Raw genomic sequence first — 13965 nt, 5'->3', positions numbered from 1 at the left:
TCCTCAGGGAGCAGTCATTGTTGCCAAAACAATTAAAATAACACGCTCACCAGCAAGTAAACGGCTGAAAAAACTACCGATGCAAACGTCATCACCATCCCGATCATACGGTATATTAGCGTTTCATTTACCTGCCCCAGTCCATAAGCATGCAATAGACGCCCTAGCAGTAACAGTAATCCTAACAAATGCACCCACCAAAACGGAGCTTGCTGCGCTTCAACAAAAAATACTAGCAACAGTCCCAGCGGCACATATTCCGCAAAATTAGCATGCACCCGGATAGCCCGACCTAACTGTTTGTCGCCGGCATCCCCCAGACCAACCTGTAATGCCCGGCGCAGGCGAATAATCCGAAAGCTTAGAAAGACAAACAGCAGTGCCAATAAAGCAGCATAGAGCGGTGTGATAGACATGACCTAATTCCTTGTTATCTGCAGATTGTGCAGAAGTGATTGCCAATTAATACAGCGTTTAAGGTAGAAGAATCATGCCTAGTTGTATAGAAAAAAAAGCCTGCCCGATAAATGCAACAGGCTGCTGCAAACCGTTATGAATTAAATGCCTGTAACACAGCCGCCAGGTTTTCCCCTAAGATTGGAGAAACATAGCCTCCTTCCTGGACAATGACTGTAGGCTTTTTCAAGCTGTTTACACGACGTCCAATTTCAGCGAAGCCTTCAGTAGTCAACTTGAGCACAGCGAACGGGTCCTGTTCCGAAGCGTCCAGCCCCAATGCCAATATAATGGCATCTGGAGCAAATCCTTCCAAAGTCTCCAGTGCTTGATCCAAATATCTCATGTACTCGGCATCACCGGTATTTTCAGGAATAGGCAGATTTAAGTTATAACCCAATCCATCACCGGCTCCCCGTTCATGTGCATACCCCCAGAAATGAGGATAACAACAAGCCGGATCGGCATGGATCGACAAGGTCATCACATCCCGACGATTCCAGAATATCGCCTGTGTGCCATTACCGTGATGCAAATCCACATCCAAAATGGCCACCCGTCCAAAAGACTCCAGCAAACGCTCAGCCGCAATAGCCGAATTATTCAAAAAACAAAAACCGGCACAGCCATCACTATAGGCATGATGCCCCGGTGGACGACAGACAGCATAACTGGAGTTTACGTCACCGCTAGCCACAGCATGCGCCGCACTGATTGCCGTCTGGGCTGACGCATAAACACCCGGCCAAGTGCCCGCTCCCACTGGGCATGAGGTATCCATCAAATGCCAACCCACTTGGCCAATAATATCTTTCGGATAGGTTGCGGCATAACGCCCCGGATTGCTTTTAGGGATAATCTCCTCACTGGCTTCCGGTAATGTCTCCCAACGTGCATAAACAGATTTCAAAAAACTCAGATAGTCCGGCGAGTGCACTCTCGCAATCAGTCCCATACCTACGTCTTCCGCCGTACACAAAGGAATCCCCATTTGCTGCAAGGTGCGCTGAAAAATCAGGCTACGCTCAGGCACTTCCCGTGCCTGAATTCGATTACCATTTTTCATGTAAAACTTGGGATCATGCTTAGTCTGATCCGGATGATAAAATGCTTTCATTCTGTACTTCCTGGCAGAGTGGTCGGGTATTAATTATCGACAGCGTTTGCCGCCAGAAGGAGTGTGCTCAGCAACAGGTTGCAACCTGTTTCAAGGTGCTCTGGGCGGGTATATTCACACTCATTGTGGCTCAGCCCTTTTTCTGAAGGGACAAAAATCATCGCCGCCGGTATCACTCGATTGATATAAACCGCATCGTGACCGGCCCCGCTGGTCAGAGTGTACGTCTTCATGTCGGGATCGTTCAGTTCGGCGGCCTTGCTGATGAAGTCAAGGCAGTGCTTGTCAAAATGACATGGCGGTAAGGTCCAGGTTTTACGGACAGACAATGTCAGATCTTGCTCGTCGGCAATGCGATGCATGATTTCCACCGCGCGTTGTTCCAGTCGTTCAAGCCGCTCCTCGGTTGCCTCCCTGAGATCCAACGAAAAGCTGACTTCCCCAGGTGACACATTCGTTGATGCATTAGGGATAGCTAACTCGCCAATCGTACAACGGCTGTTGTCGCCATTTGCCGCTGTCATGTCAGTTAACTCCAGCACCATTCGCGACGCTCCAACAAGCGCATCCTTGCGCAGATGCATAGGGCTAGGACCCGCATGACAGGAACGCCCCACCACGTCCACTTGATACCAACACATCCCCAGCACACCTGATACGATGCCAATATCAATATCCTTCGCCTCCAATACGGGGCCTTGCTCTATATGCAGTTCATAGTATTGATAGTAATCAGGCCGACTATCGGCCGCCTGTGTCGCATACCCCAAATCGCTCAATGCATCTACGACACGCACGCCTTCAGCATCCTGGGTATCCAGAGCGTCCTGTAGTGAAAACACCTCCGCAAATACTCCCGAACCCAGCATGGCAGGTTTGAAGCGAGCGCCCTCTTCATTGGTCCAAACGGCTACTTCAATGGGCCTGCGTGTCGAAATCTCCTGCTCATGCAAACAACGCAACACCTCTAATCCGGCAATACAACCATACACGCCATCGAATTTACCTCCGGTTGGCTGAGTATCCAGATGACTCCCAGTCATTACTGGGGCCAAACTGGAGTCTGCACCCTCTCTTCTGAGAAATAAATTACCTATGGCATCAACTCTCAGGCTGCATCCCAAAGCCTCAGCCCAACTGATAAAAAGGTCTCGCGCCTGCTTGTCTTTGGCTGTTAACGCCAGACGATGACACCCACCAGCTTTACTGCCTTCAACCTCGACATGACCTATCTCTCCGATGGTCATCAACGTATTCCAGAGTCTTTCACGGTTACATCTAGGCGCTGTCATGTTGTTTAATATCCAATGGCAGGTTGTACAATATTTTTCAGTGGTTGCTGCTGCAGATAGCACCGCAACTCATCTACGAGGTTATTAACGGCCGTTGCTGGGCGTACATCGCTGGCATCATGTGGGGTCACAATGATGTTAGGGTGATCCCAAAAGGGGCTGTTAGCCGGCAGGGGTTCATCGGTAAATACATCAATTGAAGCTCCCGTAAGCGTGCCCTGCTCAAGTGCATTAAACAGATCTTCGGTATTCAGATGCGCACCCCGGCCGATATGAATCAGGTAAGCATTCGGCAGCAGTTGTTGGAATAACCAGGCATTCAAAATACCCTGAGTTTCATGCGTCAGCGGTAGCACGCAGATCAGTACTTCCGTACGTTGCAAAAAGCCCTGTAATTGCTTTTCACCATGGAAGACTTGCACTCCCGAACAAGCCGTCGACTTCTCCTGCTTACGCCACCCGGCCACATTGAATCCCAATGCATAGCAGTCTCTGGCAATCCGTTCTCCCATAAACCCAAGCCCCAAAACACCGACATTCACTTCGCTGGGTGCTCGCATTGGCTGACGTAGCCACTGGTGGCGCCTTTGCTGCTCAAGATAGGTCATGAAGTTTCGCTGATGGCCGATCAAATGCCAGATAGCAAAGGTACTCATAATCGCCGCTTGCTCTGGATCACGATTGCGACAAACCAGCAGATCAGCCGGGCGGCTTGGACAGGCAAGAATGTTATCTACGCCGGCCGCGATCGATGCCACCAAATGCACATTCGGATAACGCTCGAAAAAGTCAGGGTCAGGTTGCCATAGCAGTGCAAAGCTGATTTTTTCAGGGTCGTGCGGCATCGCTTGCGTGAACACGCTCAACTCACCTGCATAGGGCTGAAAATGAGACAGATAGGGCGTCATATCGACGCTACTGCTGTGTAAAATGCCATACTGCATTTATCTACTAGCCCCCACGACGTCCAGTTCAGGTCGCGAGCTCCAGTGAGCTCCCGGGATAGAAGCAATCAAATTCTGCGTATAAGGATGAGACGGTGATTCAAACACCTCAGTCGTGTTCCCAGCCTCAACAATCTGGCCATACTGCATCACAATCACGCGATCACACACCTGTGCGGCGACCCGGAGGTCATGCACAACGAACAGCACGGCAAGATTCAAGCGTTTCTTCAACGTATCGATGAGTTCCAGAATCTGCGCCTGTACCGATACATCCAGCGCCGATATCGCTTCATCTGCAACCAGCACTTCCGGATCATGTGCCAATGCACGAGCAATGCCGACGCGCTGACGCTGTCCGCCAGAAAACTCGTGTGGATAACGCTTAAGAGCGGAGGCTGGCAACTCAACAAGCTCCAGTAACTCGACCGCTTTGGCTAATGCCACGGCCGCTGGGACGCCCTGCGCAATCGGACCCGCAGCAATGATCTGTCCAATGGTTTTACGCGGATTAAGCGATGCATAGGGATCTTGAAATACCATTTGTATGCGCTTACGAAAAGGCGCCAACTCTTTATCTTTCAATGACTGGATCGGGCTATTTCCAAGCAGAATTTCGCCACTATCCGAGTCCAGTAGCCTAACGATGCAACGACTCACCGTCGATTTACCTGAACCCGATTCTCCTACCAGCCCCAAGGTTTCACCTCGGTAGAGATCAAAGCTGACATGATCTGCAGCACTCACTATGCGCGGTTTGCTAAACCAGCCACCGCCTGTGACGTAGGTCTTACACAAATCGCGTACAGAGAGTATTGGCTCATCATCCAGTTGAGTGCGTACTTTCCGCTCAGGTGCTGTCAGTGGTGGGACGGCAGCAATCAGCTTTTGGGTATAGGGATGCTTGGGATGATTTAGAACCTGTGCTTTATCCCCAATCTCAACCATTACGCCCTTTTCCATCACCACAACACGATCGGCGATCTCGGCAACCACACCAAAATCATGCGTTATAAAAAGCACAGCCGTTCCACGCTTGCGTTGCAGCTCTTTGATTAATTCTAAAATCTGCGCTTGCGTCGTAACATCCAGCGCCGTTGTCGGTTCATCAGCAATCAGAATGGCAGGCTCCAATGCCAATGCCATCGCAATCATCACCCGCTGGCGTTGACCGCCTGATAGCTGGTGCGGATAAGCTCGCATCATTTTCAACGGATCAGGTAAACCCACATCCTGTAACAGTTTTAGTGTTTTCTGTCGACGATCAGCGGCACGCATTTGACTATGAATCTGAAACACTTCACCGATTTGATCCGCGATGCGCATCAGCGGGTTCAATGCGGTCATAGGCTCCTGAAATATCATGCTCACACGATTTCCACGCATCATACGAGCTCGGCGTTCTTCCAGAGATATCAAGTCATATCCATCAAAAATGATAGCCCCTTGGGTAGCCTCAATGCCTTTAGGCAGAAGCCCCATAATGGCATTCGCCGTCATGGATTTACCCGAACCTGATTCACCGACCACACATAAAATCTCACCGGGCATCAGGTCATAATCGACCTGATGAATGGCATAGTCACGATCGGCACCCGCTGGCAGGCAAATACTGAGGTTTTCAACTTTCAAAATCGGTTTCATATCAATTATCTCGCTTGCCAGACAGCTTAGGATTTAACGCCTCATTCAGGCCCTCACCTAACAGGTTCAGCGCCAGCACTGTGATCGCGATAGCGACACCTGGGATAAAGCTCAACCACCAGGCCTGACGCATAACGGTACGGGAAGCACCAATCATGTACCCCCAAGAAATAATATCTGGGTCACCTAAACCCAAAAACGATAACGAGGACTCTAGAAGAATCGCTGTGGCAACCATAAGGGATGCCAGCACGATAATAGGTGACAGGCTGTTCGGCAGTATTTCACGCAGAATGATATTAATATTGGACTGACCGTTTAGCTTTGCGGCCAGCACATATTCCTGACTACGCAGCAACAAAAACTCCCCCCGGACCAAGCGTGCAACGGGAGGCCAACTGACTAAAGCGATCGCTGCAGTAATCGAATAAACCGAGGGTTCAAAGATAGCGACCAGCACAATCGCCAACGCGAAACTGGGCACTGTCTGAAAGATTTCGGTAAAACGCATCAGCACATCATCGATCCATCCGCCGTGATAGCCCGCAAAAGCACCCAAAGGAACACCGATCATCAATGCAATAACCGTAGAGATCAGGCCGACCAGTAGCGAGATTCGCGCGCCATGAATCAAGCCAGCAAGTACATCGCGCCCGAGGGTATCTGTACCTAACAAATACTGACTGTTTTCAAAGGGTGGCAGAAAGGGTCTCTGTACCATTTTCCAGGGCGAAACACCGTATAAATAGGGACCAAACACGGCGACAAGAACTAACAGAACAAACACTATCAGCCCCACCATCGCCACCTTATTATGAGCAAGTGTTTTGATAATCTTCATTTTGACAACTCGATTCGTGGATCAACAAAGCAATAGATGACGTCAGTAATCAGATTGAACAGAACGACCATCGCCGAAGAGACGAAGAACACGCCCAATAACAGGTTGTAGTCACGCTGAAACAGCGCCTCGAACATCAAACGTCCGATACCAGGCCATGCAAATACCGTTTCAGTTAGTACAGCACCGCCTATCAACTGTCCCGCCTGCAGCCCTGCTAACGTAATAACGGGTAACATGGCGTTTCTCAGAACATGTCGATAAGTAACACGCGCAGGAGACATGCCTTTCGCCTTAGCCGTTTTGACAAAATCCAATCGCCCTGTCTCTATCATGGAGGTGCGCGTCATACGGGCATACACAGCGGTGAAAAACAGGCCCAGCGTCACCGCTGGCAACACCAGATGCTTAGCCACATCAAGCAGATGAGCCCACCCTGTCAGGTTAGCGCCCACCGTTTGCATACCAAAACTGGGTAACCACTCCAAGTGTACAGAGAATAGCAACGATGCCATCATCGCTAGCCAGAACAATGGGGTAGCGTAAAACACCAATGCTATTACGGTGATCGCAGAGTCGAGCCATTTACGGTGATTGGCCGCTGCAATGACTCCAGCCAACACACCCAATAACAGTGAAAACAGAAAGGCGGCACCAGTTAAGAGTAATGTGGCAGGCATCCGCTCCATAATCAGATCAAACACCGGCATCTGTTGCCGGTAAGTCATCCCCATATCAAGCTGTACCAAATTACTGATATAAACCCAGAGTTGATAATACAGCGGTTGATCCAGTCCGAACTGCTCTCTAAGTTGCTGCAAAAAAAGCTCATCTGTTGCGCCAGCTTCGCCAGCCATCACTTTGGCTGGATCACCTGGCGCAGCACGAATCAGGAAAAAGTTAAAAATGGCGATAACCAGCAGCACCAGCAACCCTTTGACCAGTCTGCCACCAATGTAAAATACGGTTTTAATTGTCATGCTCGATACCATGCGTACGGCGAGGTAAGGCTGCTTCGCAGCAGCCTTTTCATTACTGTTTGATCCAAGCCGTACCAAAGGCATCATTGACACCTATGGCCGAATCGATCAAATTCTCAATTTTGCAGTTGTAAATCGTTGGAAATTCCAGCTCCATCAACCAAGCCACGGGAACTTCATCCACCAGCTTGTGCTGGATCTGACTGTAGAGTTCCATGCGCTTTTCATCCGGAAAAGCCACTGCCGCCTCACTGAACCATTGATCTATTTCAGCATTGCTATAACCCTGTACATTGTTCCAGGGAGAGCCCTGAGCAATATTGTCAGTGGTGTAAGTGCGAGAAACACCCAAAGCAGGATCACCATATTGGTATAGATAGGTGAATGAAATATCAAAATCCCAGTCAGACAGCCGCTGATTCCAACCAGCCACATCTGTGGAAACAATCGTTGTCTCAATACCAACGTCATCCAGATTCTGTCGAATCACCTCAGCCCAACGCTGCCAGGTTTCCCCATAAGGCATCGGCATAATGCTTACAGGTGTTCCGTCATAGCCCATGTCTGCCAGTAAGGCTTTCGCTTTAGCCGGATCATATTCGTACGCAGGTACTGAAGCATCAAAGAAGCGGGTTTTAGAGCCCACCGGTCCTTGAGCAATTTTTCCATAACCGTTCCACAGCACATCCTTGGCAAACTCTCGATCCATGGCATACATCACCGCTTGTCTAAAGCGCACATCGGCCATAGGTCCCTGACGGTTGTTCAACCACAACCAGGCATGCGGCGAAAATAACTCCCATCCGTCGGTGGTAGTGCAGCTGTTGTCTAATGCACTGATACGTGGAATATCAAAATTTTCAATCGAACCGCCAGGCAGCACATCTATCCGACCCGTTTCAAAAGCCACTGATCGTGAAGCAGCATCGGGGATAACATGCCAATACAAGTCATCGATATGAGGCAGCCCTTCAACGTGATAGGCCTCGTTTTTGGCTAAGTGGATATAAGAACCCCGCTGCCATTCGACGAACCGGAAGGGGCCTGTTCCCACAGGATGGTGGTTGGCCGGATTGGTTTTATATTCAGTACCGGCGTAAATATGCTTAGGCAAAATCGGTGTAGTGCCTACTTCAAATAGCCGGATAAACGGACCAAACGGTTCATTCAGTTCAAATACAACGGTGTGATCATCCGGCGCAGTGATACTGTCTACAAATGCCAAAGACGCTCTTAACCGTGGGTTGGTTTCTCGCAACAGCTCGTCGATAGAGAACACCACATCGGCAGACGTGAACGGCTGACCATCATGCCAGGTTACACCTTCCTTCAAATGAAAGGTCCAGGTTTTACCATCTTCGGAGCTTTCCCAGGTCTCTGCCAGCAAGGGAAATGGATCTAGGTTCTTGTCATAACGTAGCAAGCCCTCAAAAATATTTCCCCCGACCTGCTGGGTGGTTGCATTAAAATACATCCCCATCATTAAACTAGGCGGCTCAGGCTGCACTACAACATTGATTGTTCCGCCATCTGTCGGTTGAGCCTGCAAGACACCACAGAAAGACATACTGGCCACAAGGGTCGCCATAATTACTTTTTTCATATCAAATCCCCTAAAGATAAACTTTATTGTCTGTAAGACGGTGAAACCTTTTCCAAGAGACGCAGATAAGCCAACCACTCAGCGTGGAAACCTCCTCGCTGGCTGATCTCAACAAAGTATTGATATTGCTTGTAAACTAACTCGCAGGTTTGCGGATCGACAGGATTGATCGACTGGCCACTGGCCAACACCGCCAGCTGTACTTTGCAGGTGCGCTCCAGGTTGTACATCAGGGTAAACGCTTCACCAATACTGGTGCCCAACGTCATCAAACCATGGTTATCAAGAATCATGATTTTATTATCAGGACCCAAATCCTTCACCAAGCGCTCGCGCTCTTCCAGATTCAGCGCAATACCTTCATACGCATGTCGAGAAACCCCCTGATAAAACTGCAGCGCCCATTGATTGATGGGCAGTATCCCGTTGCTCATAGAGGCAACAGCGACTCCCGCAACGGTATGGGTATGCAAAGCACATTGAATATCAGGACGCGCAGCATGCACAGCTGAATGAATCGTGAAACCTGCTGGATTTGCGCCCATACTGCACGGGTCATCGATCACCTTGCCATCCAGGTCAATCGTGACCAATTCACTTGCTTTCACTTCATCAAATCGACTGCCATAGGGGTTAATCAGGAAATACTCCTGATCGCCGGGAACCCTGGCCGAAATGTGCGTATAAATACTGTCGCTCATTTCAAAATATTCGATTAAATGATAGGCCGCAGCCAAATCTATTCGTACACGCTCCTGTTCTGAAAGCGTTGGATAAATATCCCGAACAAAATCAGTTTCCGAAATACTATTCATAAAAACCTTTGCACTCACTTCTGTATAAATCATTAGAGTATGAAAATAAAACTTCTATATTTCTCAAATGTATTACCACTGATTATTAACAAAAAATTCTAAACATCAATCGAATAATTTTATCGTAATTGTCAAATTAAATTTGACAATTACGCCCAGAAATAGGGCATGCAGTTCAACCACATGGGATTTAATGGGCTAATAGAATTGGACATTAGGAATGAAGCAAAGTATATGCCACAAACAAAAAAGGACGTATGGCACATATATAGTGCACGAAAATAAAAAGGGCCTATTTAAAGCGTCTCAGAGCGCTCTTTTTCGGTGCATTACGCACCAAAAATAAACATTCAAATCAAAAAAAGATTTAAGGCGTGTCTAATAAATATAAGTTCTATTCGAACAAACAGTAGAAATGAAATTTCGCAATTGCATCTCATTTAGAAAAAACGGGCATAAACAACATTAATCTGCATGGTAGCGAGCTTGAGCCTCAGCCACTCGGCTTTCCAACCAAGCAATAAAAGCTTGAACTTCAGGTCGCTCCACCTTTTCAGGCGAAGCAACCAGGTAATAGGCTCGAGGCGACTCAATACTGATATCGAAAGGCCTGATCAACAATCCCTTCGCTAACGCATCCCCACTCACCATATTATCGCCAATAGCTACTCCCTGCCCGGCCAGTGCGGCAGACTGAACAAAATTGGCATCTGAAAAGGTAATTCCACCCTCCAGATGAATATCACTCACGCCACTGGCAGCCAACCATACCCGCCAATCTGTGTAGCTAACCAAATGTAACAACGGCATCTGCAACAAACGTGAAGGACTGGAAAGCCCACCCACTTGATGAGAAAACATTGGACTGCATACCGGAAACAGCCGTATTGTCATCAACTGACGCACATACTGCTCAGGCCAACTGCCATTTCCGTAGGCGATAAATAGATCGACATTGTCGTTACGGGTGTCATCTGGTGCAGAGGGTGCAGATATATGCAGGGTTATCTTAGGGTACTGAAGGATGAAATCTCCCAGATGCCTGCACAGCCAGTAGTTAGCCAGACCCGGCACACAACTGACAGATAAACGACCAGTAACCTCAGGACCATCATTCCAGCGCGCCGCCTCATGCAGTATTTTCAGTACGCGTCGAGCCTCCGTAGCGTAACGTTCACCCTGCTGCGTCAAGCCAATTCCTCGGCCCACTTTCTCGGTCAGCACAAAACCAAGCATCTGCTCCAGAACATTCACCTGGTGACTCACGGCACTGCGTGTCAGGTTCAACTCTCGCGCAGCGGACGACACACTACCAAGCCGTGAAATAGCTTCAAAGGCTCTTAAAGCCGAAATAGAAGGATAGTGTCTCACCTGAACCTCTCTCCAAACATCGCCACAACCTGGATTATATTATCGCCGTTACAGAGCACTTTCCAAATGCGCATGAAAAGCATCCGGCTGATCCCACATGATAAAGTGGTAGGCATCATCAACTTGTATCAGCTCCACTGTCTCAGCACCGGAATAAGTAGTTTGATAAAGGCTGGCCAGTTGCTCAGCCGTTATCGGCATGCTTTGGTCATAGGCATATAGCACCTGGATAGGCGCGGTAATCCGATCCAGTAACACCCGACCATCATAGGTCATTACCTCACCCACCAACTGAGCATAAACAGCCCGGTCCGTGGTGTTGGCCCAATGGATGATGGTTTCAATCCGCTCAGGAGACTTGACCATAATACTCGCGGCCTTGCGGACATGAACCTCATACTGCGCAGGGCTCATTACCAACAGCAGTTGCTCCAACCCCAAGGCAAATGGAGTCACTTGTGCCGAAGTCGCTTCAGCATTGAACAACAAGCTGTAGAAGGGCAGCGCATCCACTACAATGATCTTACTGACCGCATCAGGACTGGCACTGCCAACCATTAAAGACACCAGTCCACCCATTGAATGCCCGATTAATACCGGTGAGTCCAACTGAGCAACCTGTATATAATTCAGTACCTCGTCGCGCAGGGCTTCAAGATAAACCTCTGGCGTTGACGAGGCAGCTTGAGTGCCTGCAAACCCCTTGATGCTAAACAGATGCACCCGATAACTGGACTGAAGTTGCTCTACTGTTTCAGCCCACACCTCCGGTGAAGAGGCGAGTCCATTGATTAAAATAACATCGTCTCCGGATCCCACCACTGTTACTGACACATAGGTTGAATCATAATCTGACGCACCAGATCCGCTGCTGAACAGCAGCAAAATCCATAAACACACTATTCTTTTAATCATACTTGTGACCTGCTAAGCTTCAGTTTACATCAAGACTACTGGTTCGAATCAGATGGCTATATTTGCGTCCGCAATTGCTGCTTCCACTACACCCATTCTGTTTGGTAGTCTTTCGTTCGCGCTAAATAAGCCACTCTCATGTTCTCCTCCCAATCCCCCTGTGGCGCATCAGCCGCCACCGGTATTCTGTTGAATACACGCTTATAACACGCTGAGTCTGCGTTATCACCGAGCCACCTTGCTCACCACAGACCCAGTTAGTCATATGCTTCTCAACAACGGGAAACAGAACATGTGTATTAATCGTACAGTGTTACTCTCTTATAGTGCCACGTCACTATTTGTACTGCTATGGAGTAGTGGTGCTATATTTTCCAAAATAGGTTTAGAGTCGGCATCGGCCTTCGCCTTCCTGGTCCTGCGTTTCAGTATTGCGCTGATAATATTACTGATCATCAGCGTGTATCGACGACAAGGTTTACCCAAACGGGGAACACGTCTACGCGTGGCTATAACGGGATTACTGCTGATCGGCAGCTATTCAATTTTTTATATCCTGGCTTTGGAACACCAGGTTACACCCGGCACACTGGCCACCCTGCTTGGTACACAACCCATACTGACGCTATTTATTACTGAGCGTCAGTATTCAATAAAGCGTCTCGCTGGGTTGGGACTGGCACTGACTGGGCTAACGCTTATCGTTTACCAAAACCTGGGCTTAAGCCAGTTGCCGATTTCTGGAGTGTTTTTTGCACTGGGCGCTCTGATGGCTATAACCACTGGCTCCTTGCTACAAAAGGGCGAAAAGCAGGCCCCCTTATCCGTACTGCCTTTGCAATACGCGATGACGCTGCTGCTTTGCCTGCTGTTCGTGCCCTATCAACCGATAGAAATCACGCCAGGCAGGCAGCTATTTATCGCCTTGTTCTGGCTGGCCATCGTGATTTCCATTGTAGCAACGCTACTGATGTACAAGTTGATTCAGGCTGGCAACCTCGTCAATGTGACTAGCCTGTTCTATCTTGTTCCTGGCGTAACCGCCATCATGGACTATCTGTTTCTAGGGAATGCCCTGCCGCTGCTGAGCCTTGTAGGAATGCTGGTCATTCTGTGTGGATTAACACTGGTATTCAAAACGAGACCACTGCAATCCACTTAGCAGTCTGGCGATGACAGGGACGTCATCACCACAGATACATACTCGATTTTTTATTCATAATGGTGACTTCGTACAGCTCGGCACAAGGCGCTTGAGCCACGCCGTAACACACATGCAGCGGTAAAAGATGCTCTTCCCTTGGGTGGCAGAAGCGCGCGCCTGGCGCGTCGGCCCAATTGATCAACAACTCTCGTCGCTGCTGTTCTGAGATCGCCGTATCTGTAGTGATCGCTTGCAACCACTGCTCAAACGACTCATTCAATTGCAGGGATTCAGGGTTACCTGGCGAGAAGAAGGCTTTCAGATTATGGAAGGAAAACCCTGAACCGATTACCAGCACATTCTGGCTGGCGAGGTTCTGAAGTGCATTACCCACCTTAATATGAAAAGCAGGATCAAGGCTGCTCGCCAAAGATAACTGAACACAGGGAATATCCGCATCTGGGTACATGATTTTTAACGGTACGAACACGCCGTGATCGAACCCTCTAGTTTCATCCAGACTGGCTTCAATATCCGCATTGCCAAGCTTGTGATATATCTCTCGGGCCAAAGACGGCTCACCCGCCAATGGATAGTGAATATCATAAGACTCTGACGGGAAGCCATAATAGTCATAAATCAAAGCAGGCTTACTCAGCGCTGTCAGCGTCGGCAGCCGTTCTTCCCAGTGAGCACTGACCAGGAGTATGGCATCGGGTCGGGGTATACTCGCCGCAATACCTTGCAGACAGGCCACCATGTCACGGTGGCCAGGATCGCCCAACAGGGGTAAAGGGCCGCCGCCGTGTGAAATAAATAATGCCTTAGGTAATGATTTCATAA

Annotated in this window: 13 protein-coding genes; 1 reads left to right on the top strand and 12 read right to left on the bottom strand. The window is 48.9% G+C overall.

The features are described 5' to 3' along the window. Positions 1-32: 32 nt before the first annotated feature. From ACN0R1_RS14780 to ACN0R1_RS14730, 11 genes are all read right to left on the bottom strand, one after another. The gene (locus ACN0R1_RS14780) at positions 33-416 is read right to left on the bottom strand and encodes an MAPEG family protein (RefSeq protein ID WP_417584185.1); all 384 of its coding nucleotides are present in this window, start codon (positions 414-416) and stop codon (positions 33-35) included. A 134-nt stretch (positions 417-550) separates the two neighbouring features. After that, on the bottom strand, positions 551-1573 hold the full coding sequence (locus ACN0R1_RS14775) for a histone deacetylase family protein (protein WP_417584183.1): 1023 nt from the start codon (positions 1571-1573) through the stop codon (positions 551-553). Between the two features lie 29 nt (positions 1574-1602). Next, positions 1603-2865 (bottom strand): Zn-dependent hydrolase, encoded by a 1263-nt coding sequence (locus ACN0R1_RS14770; protein WP_417584181.1) that lies wholly within the window; start codon positions 2863-2865, stop codon positions 1603-1605. Positions 2866-2870: 5 nt separating this feature from the next. Next, complete coding sequence (locus ACN0R1_RS14765) at positions 2871-3773, bottom strand: 2-hydroxyacid dehydrogenase (RefSeq protein ID WP_417584179.1); 903 nt, start codon at positions 3771-3773, stop codon at positions 2871-2873. Between the two features lie 36 nt (positions 3774-3809). Next, entirely contained in the window at positions 3810-5453 is a 1644-nt protein-coding gene (locus tag ACN0R1_RS14760) for an ABC transporter ATP-binding protein (protein ID WP_417584177.1), read from the bottom strand. A gap of 1 nt (position 5454) precedes the next feature. Then, the gene (locus ACN0R1_RS14755) at positions 5455-6294 is read right to left on the bottom strand and encodes an ABC transporter permease (RefSeq protein ID WP_417584175.1); all 840 of its coding nucleotides are present in this window, start codon (positions 6292-6294) and stop codon (positions 5455-5457) included. Further along, positions 6291-7274, bottom strand: coding sequence for an ABC transporter permease (locus ACN0R1_RS14750; RefSeq protein WP_417584173.1), 984 nt, complete (start codon positions 7272-7274; stop codon positions 6291-6293). The genes ACN0R1_RS14755 and ACN0R1_RS14750 overlap by 4 nt, the downstream gene beginning before the upstream one ends. Positions 7275-7326: 52 nt before the next feature. Beyond that, the gene (locus ACN0R1_RS14745) at positions 7327-8877 is read right to left on the bottom strand and encodes an ABC transporter substrate-binding protein (RefSeq protein WP_417584172.1); all 1551 of its coding nucleotides are present in this window, start codon (positions 8875-8877) and stop codon (positions 7327-7329) included. A gap of 23 nt (positions 8878-8900) precedes the next feature. After that, positions 8901-9692 carry a class II aldolase/adducin family protein gene (locus ACN0R1_RS14740; RefSeq protein WP_417584170.1) on the bottom strand — a complete coding sequence of 264 codons (792 nt, stop codon included), beginning with the start codon at positions 9690-9692 and terminating at the stop codon, positions 8901-8903. A 465-nt stretch (positions 9693-10157) separates the two neighbouring features. Beyond that, on the bottom strand, positions 10158-11063 hold the full coding sequence (locus tag ACN0R1_RS14735) for a LysR substrate-binding domain-containing protein (protein ID WP_417584168.1): 906 nt from the start codon (positions 11061-11063) through the stop codon (positions 10158-10160). Between the two features lie 48 nt (positions 11064-11111). Further along, the gene (locus ACN0R1_RS14730) at positions 11112-11978 is read right to left on the bottom strand and encodes an alpha/beta fold hydrolase (protein WP_417584166.1); all 867 of its coding nucleotides are present in this window, start codon (positions 11976-11978) and stop codon (positions 11112-11114) included. 292 nt (positions 11979-12270) lie between these two features. Here ACN0R1_RS14730 and ACN0R1_RS14725 point away from each other — a divergent pair, with 292 nt between their 5' ends. Further along, on the top strand, positions 12271-13140 hold the full coding sequence (locus ACN0R1_RS14725; RefSeq protein ID WP_417584164.1) for a DMT family transporter: 870 nt from the start codon (positions 12271-12273) through the stop codon (positions 13138-13140). A 25-nt stretch (positions 13141-13165) separates the two neighbouring features. Here the strand turns inward: ACN0R1_RS14725 and ACN0R1_RS14720 are convergent, their stop codons facing one another. After that, positions 13166-13963: a DODA-type extradiol aromatic ring-opening family dioxygenase gene (locus ACN0R1_RS14720; protein WP_417584162.1), complete on the bottom strand. Its 798-nt coding sequence runs from the start codon at positions 13961-13963 to the stop codon at positions 13166-13168. Between the last annotated feature and the right edge of the window lie 2 nt (positions 13964-13965).

This window comes from Nitrincola sp. (assembly GCF_048264025.1).
Classification (GTDB): Bacteria; Pseudomonadota; Gammaproteobacteria; order Pseudomonadales; family Balneatricaceae; genus Nitrincola.
The sequence above is the reverse complement of the archived record's forward strand: the minus strand, read 5'-3'. Positions and strand labels throughout refer to the sequence as shown.

Bases quoted from the DNA above. Each gene is read 5' to 3' on its own strand.
- ACN0R1_RS14780 (WP_417584185.1), bottom strand. From the start codon at position 416: ATGTCTATCACACCGCTCTATGCTGCTTTATTGGCACTGCTGTTTGTC.
- ACN0R1_RS14775 (WP_417584183.1), bottom strand. From the start codon at position 1,573: ATGAAAGCATTTTATCATCCGGATCAGACTAAGCATGATCCCAAGTTT.
- ACN0R1_RS14770 (WP_417584181.1), bottom strand. From the start codon at position 2,865: ATGACAGCGCCTAGATGTAACCGTGAAAGACTCTGGAATACGTTGATG.
- ACN0R1_RS14765 (WP_417584179.1), bottom strand. From the start codon at position 3,773: ATGACGCCCTATCTGTCTCATTTTCAGCCCTATGCAGGTGAGTTGAGC.
- ACN0R1_RS14760 (WP_417584177.1), bottom strand. From the start codon at position 5,453: ATGAAACCGATTTTGAAAGTTGAAAACCTCAGTATTTGCCTGCCAGCG.
- ACN0R1_RS14755 (WP_417584175.1), bottom strand. From the start codon at position 6,294: ATGAAGATTATCAAAACACTTGCTCATAATAAGGTGGCGATGGTGGGG.
- ACN0R1_RS14750 (WP_417584173.1), bottom strand. From the start codon at position 7,274: ATGACAATTAAAACCGTATTTTACATTGGTGGCAGACTGGTCAAAGGG.
- ACN0R1_RS14745 (WP_417584172.1), bottom strand. From the start codon at position 8,877: ATGAAAAAAGTAATTATGGCGACCCTTGTGGCCAGTATGTCTTTCTGT.
- ACN0R1_RS14740 (WP_417584170.1), bottom strand. From the start codon at position 9,692: ATGAATAGTATTTCGGAAACTGATTTTGTTCGGGATATTTATCCAACG.
- ACN0R1_RS14730 (WP_417584166.1), bottom strand. From the start codon at position 11,978: ATGATTAAAAGAATAGTGTGTTTATGGATTTTGCTGCTGTTCAGCAGC.
- ACN0R1_RS14725 (WP_417584164.1), top strand. From the start codon at position 12,271: ATGTGTATTAATCGTACAGTGTTACTCTCTTATAGTGCCACGTCACTA.
- ACN0R1_RS14720 (WP_417584162.1), bottom strand. From the start codon at position 13,963: ATGAAATCATTACCTAAGGCATTATTTATTTCACACGGCGGCGGCCCT.